We start from the raw sequence: 18,019 nt of genomic DNA on the forward strand, positions 1-18,019 counted from the left end.
TTTATAAAATGACATTTATCATTTCATGTAAGTCGACTAAAATATAAATTTGGTTTTGTAAAGATGATAATAAATGAAAAATATACTATTACCAACAGATTTTTCAGAGAATTCATGGAATGCTATTAAATATGCTCTCAATTTCTTCGAGAATGAAACCTGTAATTTTTACTTACTACATGTAAGCAGTTTGAGATATATTGTAATTGATGACTCTCCATATATTGGTGCAGAAAAGAGTTTAGAGGCTATTTATACTACACCAGCAAAACAAGAATTACGTAAAGTCTTAAAACGTATTGCTGAACAGTTTTCACCCAACAAAAGCCATAGGTTTTATACACTTTCCGACTACAGTTTTTTTATAGAATCAATTAGAAAACAGGTTGAAGAAAAGAAAATCGATATTATTGTAATGGGCACTAAAGGTGCTTCTGGGTTAAAAAAAGTAATTGTAGGAAGCAACACCGCGGATGTTATTACCAAAGTAAAATGCACCACTTTAGCCATTCCAGAAAATGCTAATTTTAAGAGTTTAACAGAAATAGCATTTCCAACAGATTTTTCATTAAGCTATGATATAGATACGTTGAACACTATTTCGGAACTATTAGAAAATCATTCTGCCTCATTAAGAATTATTCATATAAGCAAAAAGCGGCAAGACTTAAATAGTAGTCAAAGGAAACACAAAGAGTTATTAGAAGATTTTTTTATTCATCATCCGGTTGTGTTTCATTTTTTAAAAAATAAAAGTGTAGAGGACGCCATTCAATGTTTTGTAGAAAGTAGAAATATTGATCTCATTTGTATGATAGCAAAGAGCTTGAATTATTTTCAACAAATTTTATTTCATTCAAAAGTTAAAGAAATCAGTTACCATACAGATGTTCCATTTTTAGTGTTACATGAAAAAAAAAGATTATGAACCATTCTATTTTTTTAGCGAAGTTTTGGGGTTGGTACCTTATTATTTTCTTTTTGATATTAAGTTTTAACCCCAAACGGATTCAGCAGATTTTTAATGATCTTAAGGATGAGAAATTTTTAATTATTGGTGCATTTTTGGTTCTTCCTCATATTTGGGGAAACATCAACCAGTTTGAGATAATATCACCTTCTTACGCAATAGATCAAAGCTAGCCCTGCCATACATTTGTCTTTTTATACTCTTTATCCGGTTTACATGGCCTTCCACAGCACCATTGCTCCAGGGCATGTTAATTCCGTTTTTAACGGCTTTAATATCCCTCAATAAACCATTGGCAAAAGAGGTTAAGCCCGGCATTTTGTATTTTGAGCGTTTTATAAATTCAATCCATCGGTTTATATTGCCACATCCTCTTTTTAACATCGTTTTGAAAATCTGCACCAATTTTCGAATGACCTGTAGTTCTGATATATTATCTAATAGTGTTTGTGGATACTTTCGCTCATCAGGATCTTTAATAACAGTTAAGCAAGAACCAATATATTTAGCCAGTGTCCTTGAACTTAAGGGTTTTATATAGGGGATTTTTGAATTTGTGCAAAATCCGGCGTGGATATTTCAAATCTTTCCTTTATGATATTTATATTGTGGTAAGCCTGCGTTCTACTTCCTTTGTATCCCAATTCATAAATCTCGTCTATTATATCTTTCATCATATATCCTTGGTCATTTAATCGAGCAACAATGTGCTGGGCAAATAACTCAATATTGGTTGACTTAGAGCTTATTCTGGGAGGTAATGATTCTAGTGGGAGATATGAATGAACAGTATTACGGCTTATGCGCAAATCCCTTGCAATCTTTCGTTTAGATATGCCCTTAGCCTGTAATTCCTTAACCTTATTGAAGGTATCCTGCCTCTGGTCTACTTTTATTTCAACTATTTTTTGGACTTTTGATAATGGTTGCGACTTTTTTCCCTTATCACAGCCTGCATTCTGACCATCGGACATATTTAAAAGCCCATTGCTTTTATCTTTAATAAGCTTTTTAATTTTTGGATTCACACTTTTGAAATACTTGTCCAAAGCATCGGATAGGTTCATTAATAAATGAAATCGGTCCGCGACCTGTTCAGCATTTGGACAAACTTCATTGATAGCAGAAGCATACGAACTGGCCCTGTCTCGAAGGTAAAATATCAATAGGCTTTGAAGTCTCCATATCAATGAGGATGGTTCCGTAACTTATCCCTTTTCGGTATGCAAAATCATCAACGCCAAGCACCTTTGGCTGTATTATTGGTGGTAGTTGTTGTCTGTGGACTATTCGTGTAATGGTTGGGCTGCTAACCGAAATTAGTAGTTGTTTAGACAGTATACTGCCCAGTTTTCCTGTTAATTCAATTGACAAGGCATCCAGTATCTTTGATACCCTTTTTGTCCTTCTTGAATACCTCAGAATATATGGTGTTTGTTCTGAGAATACTTTTCGGTTACATTGTGGGTTTTGGCATTTAAATTTGCGCGTCTTTAGGATAATAGTGGTTTTGTTTTGAAATACTGGAAGATCTGATAGTGTTCGGGTATAATGATCGTGGACTTTATTGCTATATTTTTCACATTTCGGACATTTTGATCGCTTAGCTTTTACTGATGCGTATATTTTAACAATGGAGCAAGAGTAATCAATATTATTTACAATTAGCACAGGCATGCCAATCAGTCGTTTTATGGTCATAAGTAGTTGTCTGATAACTACTTAAAGATAATAAATATGGTCTTACAAAACAAAAGAATATGCTTTTATTTATCTGACTATCAACAATATAAGACGCCAACCAATGTTTGTGGATTTCCCCAAATATGAGGAAGAACCACTTTTACCGGATTATCCACATTATCAATTCGGGACATTAAATCTACATAATTTGCAGTTTTTTCATCATCCTCAAATATGATTTCTATATTCGAATAATCTTCTCCGTACTTTATGTAATCTTTTTTACCGACTTTCAGATATCTGTTTTGTTCAACTTCTAAAAGGTCTTTAAATTTCTGTCTTTTTAGTTCAATCAATCCATCTAAAATATTGCCTAATAAAAGAGTTTTACCAGAACCGTTTTTACCAATAAAAACTATAGGTTTGGGATTTCCATTTTCCTTAAATTTTGGCTGTATATCCAAATTAGATATTGGTCCATAATTCTGGAATTTCAAATTCTTTATATACATTCTATTATTTTTCTATCAGGCAGTCAAAATGGTTGCCAACGTTTATGTGTATGGTTTGCGTGGTTAAGCAACTAATTTAGCAAATAAATCACAGATAGAATATTCCGCAGGAATGTTCGTAAGTCGGCAGTGACCAAGCAATTAATTATACAATGTTGAACTAATCCTCGTACCTCGGAAGCTTTTAAGTTCGTTATAAAAATACAGTAACTTCATGACTTCACAAAAACCTGAAGATATGTATTTAAAAAAAAGCGAAGACAATTTTAGAAACTGCCTTAGCACAAGTACCTGAATTTAAAAAACTTGCAGATACCTTAGAGAGAAATTTTGCCATAAATGGTAAAGCAACCAGTACCTTAAACAATTACTTGCGCTGTTTAGCGCACATCACTATTCATTATAAATGTAGTCCAGAGCACCTTGAAGAATCTCAGATACACGATTATCTCTATCATTGTCAAAATCTGCACAAAACACCTTCCGAGAGTTTTTTTAAACATACCATTTATGGGCTCCGAACCACTTACAAGGTTCTGGGGATGGATAAAAAGCGCATTCAACTTCCACAAATAAAAAGGCAAAATGACCTTCCTCTTGTTTTGAACAAACAAGAGGTTCGCGAATTATTAAACGCTCCTAAATATCTAAAACACCGGTTAATTCTGGGTATGCTTTATGGCTGCGGATTGCGCAGTTATGAACTTTGTAACCTGTTACAGTCTGATGTAGATTTTGAACGAAAAACGGTATTTGTAAAAAAGCAAAAGGGAAAAGCAGACCGTTATGTGCCTTTAAGCACACACCTTGTTCGAGGGCTAAAAAGATATTTTGCAACCGAGAACCCTGTAAAGTATGTCTTTAATAGTCAGGTTACCAAAGACGGGGTTGTGCAACCACTTACCACCGTTGGTATCCAGTGGGTTATAAAAGAGAGTCGTTCCAAGGTAAACACCCAAAAGAAGTTTACCACCCATACGCTTCGCCATTCTTACGCCACGCATTTGCTTGAAGACGGGATGAACATTATGTGTTTAAAGGAACTGCTAGGTCATGCTCGTATTGAAACGACCATCGTGTATTTGCAGGTATCTAATTCCGGGAGCTCGGTTAAATTTAGTCCGTTGGACACCTTGTTTGCAAGGTAATGCAAGGGATACATAAAGTGGCAGATGTGTTAAATTTAGAAGTAGACCATCTGCAGGACATCGCGCATACCAGTTGGAATTCAAGGGCTTTGCATGCCATTAGAAAATGCCGTACTAAGGACCTAGGTGGGCATTTAGATTGGTGCATGCATTGTGATAAACTACATTTACAATTTAACTCTTGTCGTAATCGGCATTGTCCTACCTGCCAAGGCCATAAACAGCAGCAGTGGATTGCCGCTAGAACACAAGAACTGCTTCCTGTGCCTTATTTTCATGTTGTTTTCACACTTCCCGATACTCTAAATCCTTTGGCATTACAACATCCGCGAGTGCTTTATAAGCTGTTATTCGCGAGTGTTTGGGAAACACTTAGTGCTTTTGGGAACAACCCCAAACATCTAGGGGCAAAACTGGGCATGATTGCCGTATTGCACACTTGGGGTCAGAACTTAAGTCTACATCCACATCTGCATTGTATCGTCCCTAAAGGTGGCGTATCTAAATCAGGGTTTTGGAAAAAAGGTAACGCAAAGGATGATTTTCTATTTTCAGTAAAAGCCATGAGCAGAAAATACCGAGGTGTTTTTGTAGCAAAATTACGAAGGGCACTTCCAGAATTACCACAAAGTTTATACGATACCCTGTTTAAAAAAGAATGGGTCGTTTATGCGAAACCCCCTTTTGGCAGACCAGAGCACGTGATTGAATATTTAGGAAGGTACACCCATAAAATAGCCATTGGCAACCACCGCATCTTGAATATTGATACGGTAGATAAGATCGTTACCTTTGGTTTGAAAGATTATAAAAAAGGAGGTGAGAAAACAACCTTAACACTACAGAGCAAAGAATTTATACGGCGTTTTCAACTTCATATATTACCTAAAGGGTTTACTAGAATACGGCATTATGGATTTTTGAGTAGCAGTTGGAAGAAAGACAGGTTGCCCATGTTGCAATTACAATTAGCAGACAAGGATTTAACACAAATAGAACACCCTATCAATCAAAAGGAAGCACTACATCGCTGTTGCCCGAGTTGTAAAAAGGGACGGTTAATAACGCTTTTAACCTTTGGTAGCCGTGGCCCGCCCAAGAATTATATACAAATTATAAAACGTAAACTACTAAACTACAACACTTAAAAATGGTTCTAAAAGGAACCCTAACATACTAGTGCCTAGAACGAAATAAAGCAACAAAAGCAAGGCAAATTCTCATAAAAAAATGAGAATTAATCTAAATAAATTTTTCTTATGTTAATACGCTTAGAAAAAAGAAACCATAAGAGGTATAAGCACAACCTTCTTGTTTGCTAAAGATCTTGTAAACTTCTCGTATTCCCCCTTATCCTCAAATCCCGGATCAGTCAACATAGCATATAGCGTTGGCCTATCGGCACGCCATATGCTTAGTTATTGTGGTTAGTTTTTATTTTCTTCCTTCAAACCGTCCACGAATTATATTGCCTGTTATTATATCAGCCCAAGCTTCATATCCAATCCCATAACCTAAATATAATTGGTTGTCTTGAATACTCAAATTTGATACTTCAAATTCATGCTCGCCAAAGACAGGCTTATTTAACTTTAAAAGCCCCGTTTTGTATATTAAATTACCTTGTAGGTCAAACTTCAGTACATTATTCTCTTTGGTGTTTCTAAGTTCGGGATAAGCTTTACTCATGTATTCTGTTAAATAGGTACATACATATATATAGTCATCATTGAGTATAAATTGATTGATTCTTCTTTTATTCAAATGTTTACCAAGCGTAATGGTTTTATCATTTAATTGTATTATGCCTAATGAGCTAAATGAAATCATATTTTTAAATTAATTAAAGAAATTTGAAATTACCTCTGTTGTTTCTACCCAAGCTTCTTGGACTGTTCCATTAATAAAAAACTGAAAACCACCTCCATCAAAACCATATAGCCCATTAGCAGAACCAGAATAAATATTAGTTCCAGCGGGTACGGTCATAGTGCTATAGTGAGTTAGAGAATTTGAAGATGGTATGGAATAGAAATTTCTTATTTCGTCTATTGAATTAAATCCTTTAACATCTGACAATTTCATTACCCAAGGGTGTGCAGGATTAGCTGTATTATGGAATCTAACAAACTGTTCAGATTCTTTGGTTGCAAATTATTTCTTAAAAACATACTCTTCTCTTATGAATTTTCCAGAGTCTATATCACACCAAGCTTCATAGTTGGATTGATAATATAATTTTAAATTTTCACCTTCTATTTCAATATAATCTGAATAAGAAATAAAGTCATTATTCTCTTTTCTGCTACCGAAATTAGATAATAAGCTTCCTTGGAGATCAAAAACAAAAACATTATCCTTACTGAAATCTTTATCTATATAATCACAAGGAGGAGTAAGATGTCTTTTAGGCATTCCTAGTATAATAATTTTATCTCTGAAAAGAATTACCTGTTTAATTTCTAATTTGTACTTGTTAAAAATTGAAATAGTTTTTTCTTTAAATGAAATATTTTGGAATTGTATATTTATATTTATCATTGGTTTTAATTTAAAAAAGTAGAAATAGGTATTGGTGGACTAAAGAATGATGAAGGAATAAAGGCATCATTTCCTCCAAACTGAACTCTATCTATAAAGAATTGACTACCACCCCCGTCAAAACCATAAAGTCCATTTGCTTTTCCATTAAACAACTTAGTTCCTGCAGGAATATCCACATAACTAACTAATGGAATAGAGTTATCAACAGGTATAGCAAATAAATTTCTTATTTCAGATTCTGTCAAATTTTGAACATCTGAAGCTTTCATAATCCAAGACCTTGCTTGATTCCCTGAATCGTGAAATCGAACAAATTGACCAGACTCTTTAGTCACGAACTCAACTACGTTACCAACAAAAGGGGGATCTATGTAACCCTGCAATTTTACTAGATTATTGGTTTCACCAGCAGTTCTAAAAATCACAGAACCATCCACAGCTTTAATACCATGTTTGGAAACCGTCATGACTCCGTCCACAATTTTAGCCACTTGATTACCAGAACTGTCAATAAGCTTTAAAATACCACTACTATCCAAAACAGTTTTAATACCGTTCTCTATTGCAGTTGCAATACTCGCCAAAAAGTTATAGGCAATCTTAAAAATCTTAAAGGCACTTTTGCCAATATCGTAAATCTTTGAGGCTATTTTAGCAAGTTTAGCCCAAGGCACAAACTCCATAATAATGCCTACCACACCAATTACGGCGGTTGTGTAATCTCCGCTACTTAAACCAGCTAAAGTATCTTTACCAGCATTGAAAACGCCACCACCGGGCAGGAACTCAATACCAATTTCCAACAAAAGTGGCCCCATAAGGTTAAAGAGTACGCCCCATTCCTCGCTATTTTTGGGCCAAAACTCACCAATAATAGATTTTACGCTAGAAAACAAGGCCATTTCTGTGGTATTCTTGGTATAGCTTTCCTGTTCCTGTGCATCCAGACTAGAGAAAAACGTATTGAATGTACTAGGTGAAGTAGGGTTGTTGTTCTTTACAATATCATAAAGAGCCTTACTCTTTGCCCATAAATTAGCTCTATCTGTAACATTAAGTGTACTGTCATAAAGGTTTATGGCCAATAAAGTGCTTAAATCTTGAAATACAGGTTGGTTGGTCTCCATGAGATAACCAATCAAAGCACTATTTTTTTGTGCGATCTCACCTTCAGATGGAATTCTGGACAAGGGCGCTTCAATAATTTCGGTAAGTACATCAATAACATTAAAATCTTCTTCTTGCCCAGCTGGAGGAGGCATGGTTGTAATTGGAGATGGTGTTCCCCCATTATCAGGAACATCTCCAACATACCCACCGCCTGTGTCTGTTCCCCCACCAGAGCCATCAGAACCGCCTGTATCACCACCAGTTCCAGAACCACCACCACCGCCAGTACAAGTAATTGTGTACTCAATAATAACATCGCATTCACCAGGATGTTGACAAACAGAACCCTCGCCATATACAAATTCTCTGCCATCAGGGATGCGGTGGTAGACCACAAAGGTTACTGTACAATCACCACTTGATTTTGCAGATAAGCCTTCTTTGGAAGATGATTTTCCCGAAATAGCAGAAGTATCGTTACTGGACGAAAAAAAATTATAATCTGTGTCAAACTTTGAAACGGATAGAAATTTTTTAGAGTTGTTTTTAACAAACTCCAATTGGTCATATTCATATCTCAAAATGAATTCTTCAATCGTTCCATCATGATTTTTTTGAATTACATAATTGTCAAATGTAAATAAGGGTTGGTCTTGGTTTTTAATTCTAAAAGTATAGGCTTCGTAATCTTTGAAAGATGCTTTTGAAATATCATCGGTCAATATACTATAATCGTTAGTGTTTTTTGAGCTTGATGAAGTTTTGGATTTGTAAACGTCAATTTTTGAAGTTTTATTAGAAATAATTGAACTAAAAAGCGAATTGTTCTCAATCTCATTAAGGGAAACAGTTTCAACAATGAGGTTATTGTTTTTAAATTCTTGTAAATCGATGATTTCATCTTTATTACAAGATTGAAAGAAGAGCGAAATCCCGAGAATCAGAATTCCGATTTTAAAATAGTTTTTTAAGTTTTGTTTGTTCATGCCGTTTGGCTTAATTTTAATAAAAATGTTTAATAAGTGGTCAAATTAACCACAACTGTCTCGGCTATGAGTAGTTGCGTCGGTTAGCACTCAACTTTGCAAGTACACACCAAGTTGGAAATTCCGCAGGAATTTCCAAAATAGGCGAGAACAAGCAATTACTTATAGCCATTGTGTGTGCCCAGCATGGGCATCTTTAAATTTACCGAAAGGTAAATAATTAATCTAGAGGGTGCAAGTCCCTTATGGGCAGGGGTACGGCCTTGAACCATTAGTAAGCTGCAAGGTTGCTAGTTGCGAAACTAGGACTAAAGGAAGCAGGACTACAAAGCTCGGTACTGACGAACAGAAACCGTATACGAGGCATTTATGCACGGGTAAGCAAGCACATCATTGTAACGCCCAAAAGATTACCAAAAGTGTATTTATGTAGATACGGCAGCGATTGAGTGAAAGAAGATGCCATTACCTGGGGAGGTCTCTATAACCACGAGTTGGTAAAGTAGAGAAGTCAGCAGAAGTCATAGTAACCGACCGCCTGATAGGTTGGTGAAGGACAGAACGATAATGGTCTTTAATAAACTCAGGAGTTGTTTTACGTTACGGATAGCTTTCCAGTAAAATAATAGCCTTTGATTAAGCGAGACAGCAAATCAATTTAGTATTAATGATTAAACAATTAACAAGTAAAAAGAATCTAAACTATGCCTATGAGCGGGTATATCGTAACAAGGGTTCAGCAGGCATAGACAGAGTTCATATCACTGAACTCAAATCTATATTGCAAACCCAAGGTAACCGATATATCTGGCAAATAGAAAGAGAGATGTATCAGGTGTCTCCAATATTGGGCGTTGAAATACCAAAAAGCAACGGGAAGAAACGATTACTCGGTATTCCCACGGTTGTTGACAGGGTGTTTCAACAAGCATTACATCAAGTTTTGCAACCTATATTCGAGCCAGACTTTCAACAGCATAGTTATGGATTCAGACCACAGCGCAACGCCCATCAGGCAATTGCACAGAGCCTAGAAAATATCAATTCAGGCTCTAAGGATATAGTAGATATAGATTTAAAGAGTTTCTTTGATGAAGTAGAACACTATATTCTTTTAGAATTGATTTACAAAAAGGTAAAATGTAAACCGACGATGAAGCTACTGCGCTGTTTTCTTAAAGCCCCGATACTAATCAATGGTAAATTACACAAACGGAAAAAAGGTGTTCCACAAGGTTCGCCTTTAAGTCCATTGCTCTCTAATATCCTGCTCAATGAGTTGGATAAAGAATTAGAGCAACGAGGACATCGCTATGTAAGATACGCTGATGACTTCAGTATTTATGTTAAGAGTAAAATGTCTGCAAAACGAGTAGGTAACAGTATCTACAAGTTCCTGAAAGACAAACTTCAACTGCCAATAAACAGGGAGAAAAGTGGTATACGTAAGCCTTTAAGTTTCCAAGTATTAGGGTTTGGTTTTGTACCGACCTACAAGAAAGGAGAAAAAGGTAAATATCAACTGGTGGTAAAACCGTCCAAATGGAAGGAATTCAAAGCAAAGCTTAAATACCTTACCAAAAAGACGATACCCGCAAGTTTTGAAGAACGTATCGACCGTATCAATCTGCTAATACGTGGTTGGATAAATTACTTTAGACCGGCATCCATTCAAGCGAAACTTAAAAAGCTGGAAGAGTGGTTAAGAAACCGATTACGGTATTGCATATGGCATCATTGGAAGAAACCAGAACGAAAACGGAAAAACCTGATTCGTCTAGGAATTGACCAAGACCATGCCTATGCGTGGAGTCGTACAAGAATGGGAGGATGGGCAGTCGCTCAAAGTCCTATACTACGGACTACCATTACCATAAAACGTTTAAAGAGGAAAGGTTATGTTAGTTTAATTGAATACTACAAACGATAAGTTTCATTATCGAACCGCCGTATACGAGACCCGTACGTACGGTGGTGTGAGAGGCGCACTCTCCTTTAGTCAGGAGAGCCGTCTACTCGATGTGTGCTGTGAGGTGTCTATTGACACCGTAACTAAAATTAAGATGGAAGTAGACCTTCCGATTAGGGCTTTTAGGAGCACTAATCAAACCACTTTTATGATGTGCCAGCGGTAACAACGGTGCATGAAGCGATAGAAGAAAAGGCTGTTTAAAACAGTCAGGTGTGAATAAGAGAGATGAGCGAAAGCGAACCATCCGATGAAGTGACGAAAAGGCAAGTTGTTGTCAAAACCTAAGGACTATCGAGGTTTTAGGGATAAGTATAGCGGCAACCTAATTACTGGCTATACGGCAACCGTCATAAAGGAGGCATGACTTTTATTTAGGCTTTATTTTGGAACACAGGAAACCTAAACAAAGTATGAAAGGGAAAAACCAAGCAGGAAGTACCTGTAAGGCGATTACCAATATTTGTTTAGGTGGCGGATGAATCCGTATTAGTGTTGAAGCCTCTGTAATGGAAGTGGAGCAAAGGGATTCAATTATGTAGTTTAGAATTAAAAACAACTTAAAAAGTAAGGATGATTTTTAAGGAACAAACAAAGTCAGTACCCATTACAAAGATGATGGTATGGGATGCGTATAAACTGGTAAAAAGGAACAAAGGAAGTGCTGGAGTGGATTTACGGACCTTGGAGGAATTTGAAAAAGTTCGTTCTAAAGAATTGTATAAAATCTGGAATCGGTTATCTTCTGGGAGTTACTTTTCATCAAATGTTAAACGTGTAGATATTCCAAAAGACGGCGGTAAAACACGTCCATTAGGAATCCCAACGGTTGGCGACCGAATCGCACAGCAGGTTATCAAAACGTATATCGAACCGCGCTTGGATGCTGAATTTATGGACAACTCTTATGGTTATAGACCAAACAAGAGTGCGCACCAAGCTGTAAAAGAAGTGCAGAAAAACGCACGAAAATACAGTTGGGTAATAGATTTAGATATTCAAGAATTTTTTGAGAATGTCAACCACGAATTACTCTTTAAAGCGCTACAAGTTCATGTTCCTGAAACATGGGTGCAAATGTATATTAAGAGATGGTTAGAAGCACCTATCCAACTTGAAGATGGTACATTAATACACTCAAAAGGAAAAGGAACTCCGCAGGGAGGAGTAATTAGTCCATTGCTATCCAATTTGTTTTTACATTATTGTATAGATAAATGGCTTGCAAGTCATTTTCCTGAAATACAAATGGTTCGTTATGCTGATGATATGATTATTCATTGCAGCACACAACGGGAAGCAAAGTATTTGCTTGATAAAGTAACCGAACGTTTTAAGCAATGTGGGCTCCGTGTTCATCCGCAAAAGACGAAAATAGTGTACTGCAAGAAACAGGGAAGAAATCTAAAAGGATTACCAGTGCAGTTTGATTTTCTAGGTTTTAGTTTCCGTCCTATTATGATTAAACTAAGAAAGGGAGGATTCTTTTTACAATATGATTGTAAGATGAGCCGAAAATCTAAGAAGCGAATTCTAAAAGATTTAAGGGAATTGAACATTCATAACAAAACTCAATCTAATTTACAAGACCTAGCATTTATGCTAAACCCTAAAATTAGGGGTTGGATAAATTATTATGGGAAAATAAAGCGTAACGCTCTTAAACCTGTTTTTTACTATCTCCATCATCGCATTATTAAATGGATTTTGAACAAGTATAAACGCTTCAAAAGAAGTCGGGTTTTAGCCGTAAAATGGTTAAGACGTATTACTAAAGATTATCCAAATATGTTTTATCATTGGGCGTTGGGTTATCAGTTAACCTAACTATTGACTACATAATAAGAGCCGTATGAATTGAGAGGTTCACGTACGGTTCTGTGAGAAGTTAGGGGTGAAAATCCCCTGGCTTACTCGACTGTGGTTAGTTTTTATAAATCAGTTTCATCAAATGTCAAATTAAAGTCTCTCACACGGTTTGATGTTGAACTTCCATTCTTTTTCTCATATTCTGCGAAATATAATACATCTCTCCAGTCAGAAATGGCTGTTTTAATATTATGTTTTAATTCAAATAAACTCCCATTTGATAGGTATATAATAGACCTAATAATTCTAGGGTGATTTATACATTCATTTTCATTTATATTTTTATTTAAAATAGTCAATGCTTTTTCTGAATCAATTTGAAAATCTTCTTCAATTTTTTTTATTATATCTTTTTCAATTATCATATCTTATATATTATGGTGTGAATTCAAATGTATTAGGATTAAAAGTATATCCTGCTAGATTTAATCTATTTACCTCTAAACCAAAAGGAGTCAATTCGTTGGTAACATTCCCAAAAGAATCTAAACGAAATAAGTTTCTATCATCCAATGGATTTGAAACGACTCTAATAACATCATTTCTTTGAATAGCTTCATTTAGCCAATTCAAGTTAAGTTCTTCCGTCCATGTTCCAGGTGGTGCATCTAGTATATTAATACCTCCTATGTTTTCACCATAATTAAATAGGCCGCTTTCTTTTATCTTACTGACACCTCCGCCGTGTATGGCATCATTTATTACATTTATAATTGGAGGATAAATACCGTCATAAAATCTGACAATTACTGTGGTTGTGGTTAGTTTCTAAAGTTCATTTCTTTTAATTTGATTAAATATTCTCTATAAACTAATTCCGATTTATTTTTATACCATTTTATAAATTTTTCAACTTCATCTTTTTTATTTAATACTAAAAACAGACCTGTTTCAAATACTAATTTATCAAAATACTTTAATATTTGATTTTCAGTTTTATCACCTAGCCTTTTACTAATTAGATATTCTATACTTAAATTATCTTCAAAAATCTCAAGAGTAAAGTCTAATTTTATATTATTGCTCGATGAATTTGAAAAGTATATCTCAATTTCATTGAATCTTTGCTTTATAAGTTTGAAAACGATATTTTTTTTTGTGAAGTATAAGATAGAATTATCTTCATTTACCTTGTATCCATATTTTTCAAACTTACTTTTTAGATTATCAATCATGGGATGTATATTTTATTAATAGTATCGTAGGTGTAATTTGCAATATTGATAAGATAATCATGCTCCATGCCAAAGTAGGATAAACCATTAAAAGTATTTGGGTTTGCAAGATTTGAAGCTACATTTGGGTCAGAAACAGCTCGAATTATATCACCTCTTGAAACAGCTGCTTCTAACCATGGTTTATTTACAGTATTCCAAATTTCTGAAGATGAAAGACCATCAACGACTTCATTAAGAGCATTTATACCGCCTAAATTTTCACCAGATTTAGAAAGACCAGATTCGATAATTTGTTTTGTTCCTCCATCATTAACACTATCTATCCATTTTCCAATAACCGTAGTAGTTTTATTAGGATTTGTAACAATATCTCCACCATAACCCGAATATTTAAAAGTCAAAATATTATTTACAATCCTACCCACTTGGTTACCAGAATTATCAATAAGCTTTAAAATTCCACTGCTGTCCAGTACGGTCTTTATACCATTTTCAATAGCCGTGGCAATACTAGCCAAAAAGTTGTAGGCGATCTTAAATATTTTAAAGGCACTTCTGCCTACATCATAAATCTTGGTGGCTATTTTGGCAAGTTTTGCCCAAGGCACAAACTCCATGACGATGCCAACTATACCTATAACGGCAGCAGTATAGTCATTATTAGCAAAACCTGCCAAGGTATCCTTGCCCGCATTAAAAACACCGCCACCGGGAAGGAACTCAATACCAATTTCCAGCAATAGCGGCCCCATAAGTTTAAAAAGCACGCCCCATTCCTCAGCGTTTTGAGGCCAGAACTCACCAACAATGGATTTTACACTTGAAAACAAAGCGGTTTCCATAGTGTTTTTCGTGTAGCTTTCCTGTTCCTGTGCATCCAGACTAGAGAAAAACGTATTGAATGTACTGGGTGAAGTAGGGTTGTTGTTCTTTACAATATCATAAATAGCCCTACTCTTTGCCCATAAATTAGCTCTATCTGTAACATTAAGTGTACTGTCATAAAGGTTTATGGCCAATAAAGTGCTTAAATCTTGAAATACAGGTTGGTTGGTCTCCATGAGATAACCAATCAAGACGCTATTTTTTTGTGCGATCTCACCTTCAGATGGAATTCTGGACAAGGGCGCTTCAATAATTTCGGTAAGTACATCAATAACATTAAAATCTTCTTCTTGCCCAGATGGAGGAGGCATGGTTGTAATTGGAGATGGTGTTCCCCCATTATCAGGAACATCTCCAACATACCCACCGCCTGTGTCTGTTCCCCCACCAGAACCATCAGAACCGCCTGTATCACTACCAGTTCCAGAACCACCACCAGTACAAGTAATTGTGTACTCAATAATAACATCGCATTCACCAGGATGTTGACAAACAGAACCCTCGCCATATACGAATTCCCTGCCATCAGGGATGCGGTGGTAGACCACAAAGGTTACCGTACAATTACCACTGGATTTTGCAGACAAACTGCTATTAGAAGATGATTTGTTAGAAATGGAAGACGTATCTTCACTAGAAGAAATAAAATTATATTCAGTGTCAAACTTTGAAATTGAAAGAAATTTTTTAGAATTGTTTTTAACAAACTCCAACTGGTCGTACTCGTACCTTAAGATGAATTCATCAATTGTTCCATCATGATTTTTTTGAATGACGTAATTATCAAAAGTAAATAAGGGTTGGTCTTGGTTTTTAATTCTAAAAGTATAGGCTTCGTAATCTTTGAAAGATGCTTTTGAAATATCATCGGTCAATATACTATAATCGTTAGTGTTTTTTGAGCTTGATGAAGTTTTGGATTTGTAAACGTCAATTTTTGAAGTTTTATTAGAAATAATTGAACTAAAAAGCGAATTGTTCTCAATCTCATTAAGGGAAACAGTTTCAACAATGAGGTTATTGTTTTTAAATTCCTGTAAATCGATGATTTCATCTTTGCTACAAGATTGAAATAATAGCGAAATTCCGAGAATCAGAATTCCGAATTTTAAATAATTTTTAAGTTTTTGTTTTTTCATACCGTTTGGTTTAAAGTTAATAAAAATGTTTCTTGTGTTGGTCAAAATTAACCACAACGGTCTTGTATATGAAAAGTAGCGGATTTTATGCACGAACTTTTCGGTTTAACACAAACCTTTTTTTATATTTACTTACTTTCGTTTAAGCACCAAAGCCGCTATTTTTTTTTATATACGTTGTGTGTGCCCAGCATGGGCATCTTTTATTTACGGAAAGGTAAATAATTAATCTAGAGGGTGCAAGTCCCTTATGTACAGGAGTAACGTCTTGAAGCATTAGTAAGTCGCAAGGGTGAAAACCGTGAGGTTCTATCTGAAGGAAGCGGAACTACAAAACTCGGTACTGACGAACAGAAATCGTATACAGAGGCATATTTACTTGGGTAAGCAAGCACATCATTGTAACGCCCAACGAACACCAAAAGGGTAAATATGTAGATACGGCAGTGATTGAGAGAAAGAAGATGTCATTACCTGGGGAGGTCTCCAAAACTACGAGTTGGTTATTTGGAGAAGTCAGCAGAGGTCATAGTACCTACGGGAAACGAGTTGAGGCAATACCTCAGATGGTCTCACAAGTAGGGAAGGACAGAACATTAAATTACGTTGGAATTCGATTAGGATGCCTAGCTAGCCTAGTTTTAAACCAACAGGAGTACACGAATTATTAAACCTATGATTGAAAACGTATTATCAGCAACAAACCTTTTTAAAGCAACACGACAAGTGGAGCGCAATAAAGGCGCGAGCGGTGTAGATGGTATGAAAACAACGGAGCTTTCCGCTTATATATTAGAAAACCGTTCGACTATACTATCGACTATTCGCACAAACAGCTATAATCCAAATTCAATATTAGGAGTAACCATTCCAAAAGGACAGGGTAAAACCCGACTATTAGGAATACCAACTGTAGTCGATAGGTGGCTTCAAAAAGCGGTAAGTCAACAATTAATGGTTCATTTTGAATATGATTTTGAACCCGTTAGTTACGGTTTCCGTCCACAAAAGAACATCCAAAAAGCAGTATTACAAGCTCAAACGTATATCAATTCTGGTTATCAAGATATTGTAGATATTGATTTAGAAGGATTCTTTGACCAAGTAGACCACTGTATCTTACTGCAACTTATTTACCACAAGGTAAAATGTCCGACCACTTTGCGATTAATCCGAAAATGGCTTAGAGTTCCCATATTAATAGATGGAAAACTCCAAAAGCGCAGAAAAGGCATCCCGCAAGGCAGTCCAATTAGTCCCTTATTATCTAATATTATGTTAGATGTTTTGGACAAAGAAATGAAAAGCATGGGCTTGCGTTATGTTCGCTACGCTGATGATTTTAGCGTTTACGCCAAAAGCAAAAGCGAGGCTAAACAAATAGGAAATAGACTGTTTGTCTTCTTAAAAGATAAACTTAAATTACCTATAAACAAAGCCAAAAGTGGCATCCGCAGACCTGTAAACTTTGAGTTACTCGGGCATGGTTTTGTACCCATCTATAAAAAGGGTGTAAAAGGACAATATGTACTAGTGGTAGCCAATAAAAGTTGGGCAAAGTTTAAACGTAACCTAAAAAGTATAACCAAGAAAACCAAACCCATGTCGTTGTTAGAACGACTCGAACGACTTAATCAAGTCTGCCGAGGCTGGATGAACAATTACCGCTTAACCAACATCTATGCAAAAAGTAAAAAGCTAGATGAGTGGCTAAGAAATCGGTTGCGCTATTGTATTTGGCACGATTGGAAGAAACTAGAACGGAAACGTAAAAACCTAATTCAATTAGGTATAGAAATCGGACAAGCCTATGCTTGGAGTAGAACAAGAATGGGAGGCTGGGCAGTTGCTCAAAGTCCTATTCTAAAGACTACTATTACAGTCTCTAGACTTAAACGAAAAGGGTATAAACCTTTGTTAGATTACATTAATAATACGCAAACTTCAATTTGGTGAACCGCCGTATACGAGACCCGTACGTACGGTGGTGTGAGAGGCGCAGTGACGACTTTTAAGTCGTCACCCG

18 protein-coding genes and 1 pseudogene are annotated in these 18,019 nt (G+C 35.8%); 6 read left to right on the top strand and 13 right to left on the bottom strand.

Annotated elements, in window-relative coordinates; all coding sequences use genetic code 11:
* The first annotated feature begins 73 nt into the window (after nucleotides 1-73).
* Nucleotides 74-928, top strand: a complete 855-nt coding sequence (locus FAF07_RS15245) for a universal stress protein (protein WP_142785917.1) — start codon at nucleotides 74-76, stop codon at nucleotides 926-928.
* Nucleotides 929-1,093: 165 nt separating this feature from the next.
* Here FAF07_RS15245 and FAF07_RS18720 read toward each other — a convergent pair whose 3' ends face one another.
* From FAF07_RS18720 to FAF07_RS15270, 5 genes and pseudogenes are all read right to left on the bottom strand, one after another.
* Nucleotides 1,094-1,354: a transposase gene (locus FAF07_RS18720; RefSeq protein WP_221930751.1), complete on the bottom strand. Its 261-nt coding sequence runs from the start codon at nucleotides 1,352-1,354 to the stop codon at nucleotides 1,094-1,096.
* Between the two features lie 149 nt (nucleotides 1,355-1,503).
* Nucleotides 1,504-2,037 (bottom strand): hypothetical protein, encoded by a 534-nt coding sequence (locus FAF07_RS15260; protein ID WP_246067694.1) that lies wholly within the window; start codon nucleotides 2,035-2,037, stop codon nucleotides 1,504-1,506.
* A pseudogene (locus tag FAF07_RS19125) lies at nucleotides 2,038-2,091 on the bottom strand (hypothetical protein); the annotation flags it as partial.
* Complete coding sequence (locus FAF07_RS15265; protein ID WP_142785348.1) at nucleotides 2,084-2,671, bottom strand: transposase family protein; 588 nt, start codon at nucleotides 2,669-2,671, stop codon at nucleotides 2,084-2,086. The gene FAF07_RS15265 and the pseudogene FAF07_RS19125, both read right to left, overlap by 8 nt.
* An 80-nt stretch (nucleotides 2,672-2,751) precedes the next feature.
* A complete protein-coding gene (locus FAF07_RS15270) occupies nucleotides 2,752-3,165 on the bottom strand; it encodes an AAA family ATPase (RefSeq protein WP_142785919.1) in 414 nt (137 codons plus the stop codon).
* A gap of 542 nt (nucleotides 3,166-3,707) precedes the next feature.
* Between FAF07_RS15270 and FAF07_RS15275 the strand changes: the two genes are divergently transcribed.
* The gene (locus FAF07_RS15275) at nucleotides 3,708-4,313 is read left to right on the top strand and encodes a tyrosine-type recombinase/integrase (protein WP_246067722.1); all 606 of its coding nucleotides are present in this window, start codon (nucleotides 3,708-3,710) and stop codon (nucleotides 4,311-4,313) included.
* Nucleotides 4,313-5,461, top strand: a complete 1,149-nt coding sequence (locus FAF07_RS15280; protein WP_142783763.1) for an IS91 family transposase — start codon at nucleotides 4,313-4,315, stop codon at nucleotides 5,459-5,461. Before FAF07_RS15275 ends, FAF07_RS15280 begins: the two co-directional genes overlap by 1 nt.
* Nucleotides 5,462-5,747: 286 nt before the next feature.
* Here FAF07_RS15280 and FAF07_RS15285 read toward each other — a convergent pair whose 3' ends face one another.
* From FAF07_RS15285 to FAF07_RS15300, 4 genes are all read right to left on the bottom strand, one after another.
* The gene (locus FAF07_RS15285) at nucleotides 5,748-6,143 is read right to left on the bottom strand and encodes a hypothetical protein (protein WP_142785921.1); all 396 of its coding nucleotides are present in this window, start codon (nucleotides 6,141-6,143) and stop codon (nucleotides 5,748-5,750) included.
* A gap of 9 nt (nucleotides 6,144-6,152) precedes the next feature.
* Nucleotides 6,153-6,398: a hypothetical protein gene (locus FAF07_RS15290; RefSeq protein WP_142785922.1), complete on the bottom strand. Its 246-nt coding sequence runs from the start codon at nucleotides 6,396-6,398 to the stop codon at nucleotides 6,153-6,155.
* 69 nt (nucleotides 6,399-6,467) lie between these two features.
* Nucleotides 6,468-6,854 (bottom strand): hypothetical protein, encoded by a 387-nt coding sequence (locus FAF07_RS15295; RefSeq protein ID WP_142785923.1) that lies wholly within the window; start codon nucleotides 6,852-6,854, stop codon nucleotides 6,468-6,470.
* A 5-nt stretch (nucleotides 6,855-6,859) separates the two neighbouring features.
* A complete protein-coding gene (locus FAF07_RS15300) occupies nucleotides 6,860-8,953 on the bottom strand; it encodes a hypothetical protein (RefSeq protein ID WP_142785924.1) in 2,094 nt (697 codons plus the stop codon).
* A 667-nt stretch (nucleotides 8,954-9,620) separates the two neighbouring features.
* Between FAF07_RS15300 and ltrA (FAF07_RS15305) the strand changes: the two genes are divergently transcribed.
* A complete protein-coding gene (gene ltrA / locus FAF07_RS15305; RefSeq protein ID WP_142785223.1) occupies nucleotides 9,621-10,883 on the top strand; it encodes a group II intron reverse transcriptase/maturase in 1,263 nt (420 codons plus the stop codon).
* Between the two features lie 612 nt (nucleotides 10,884-11,495).
* Entirely contained in the window at nucleotides 11,496-12,749 is a 1,254-nt protein-coding gene (gene ltrA, locus FAF07_RS15310) for a group II intron reverse transcriptase/maturase (protein ID WP_142785222.1), read from the top strand.
* A gap of 104 nt (nucleotides 12,750-12,853) precedes the next feature.
* Here the strand turns inward: ltrA (FAF07_RS15310) and FAF07_RS15315 are convergent, their stop codons facing one another.
* The 4 genes from FAF07_RS15315 to FAF07_RS15330 all read right to left on the bottom strand — a co-directional run bounded on the left by FAF07_RS15315 (nucleotide 12,854) and on the right by FAF07_RS15330 (nucleotide 15,993).
* Nucleotides 12,854-13,156 carry a hypothetical protein gene (locus FAF07_RS15315; protein WP_142785925.1) on the bottom strand — a complete coding sequence of 101 codons (303 nt, stop codon included), beginning with the start codon at nucleotides 13,154-13,156 and terminating at the stop codon, nucleotides 12,854-12,856.
* A gap of 10 nt (nucleotides 13,157-13,166) precedes the next feature.
* The gene (locus FAF07_RS15320) at nucleotides 13,167-13,364 is read right to left on the bottom strand and encodes a hypothetical protein (RefSeq protein WP_142785926.1); all 198 of its coding nucleotides are present in this window, start codon (nucleotides 13,362-13,364) and stop codon (nucleotides 13,167-13,169) included.
* 188 nt (nucleotides 13,365-13,552) lie between these two features.
* The gene (locus FAF07_RS15325) at nucleotides 13,553-13,966 is read right to left on the bottom strand and encodes a hypothetical protein (protein ID WP_142785927.1); all 414 of its coding nucleotides are present in this window, start codon (nucleotides 13,964-13,966) and stop codon (nucleotides 13,553-13,555) included.
* Nucleotides 13,963-15,993, bottom strand: a complete 2,031-nt coding sequence (locus tag FAF07_RS15330; RefSeq protein ID WP_142785928.1) for a hypothetical protein — start codon at nucleotides 15,991-15,993, stop codon at nucleotides 13,963-13,965. The genes FAF07_RS15325 and FAF07_RS15330 overlap by 4 nt, the downstream gene beginning before the upstream one ends.
* A 675-nt stretch (nucleotides 15,994-16,668) precedes the next feature.
* Between FAF07_RS15330 and ltrA (FAF07_RS15335) the strand changes: the two genes are divergently transcribed.
* Entirely contained in the window at nucleotides 16,669-17,949 is a 1,281-nt protein-coding gene (gene ltrA / locus FAF07_RS15335) for a group II intron reverse transcriptase/maturase (RefSeq protein ID WP_142783376.1), read from the top strand.
* The last annotated feature ends 70 nt before the right edge of the window (nucleotides 17,950-18,019 follow it).

Source organism: Changchengzhania lutea, assembly GCF_006974145.1.
Classification (GTDB): Bacteria; Bacteroidota; Bacteroidia; order Flavobacteriales; family Flavobacteriaceae; genus Changchengzhania; species Changchengzhania lutea.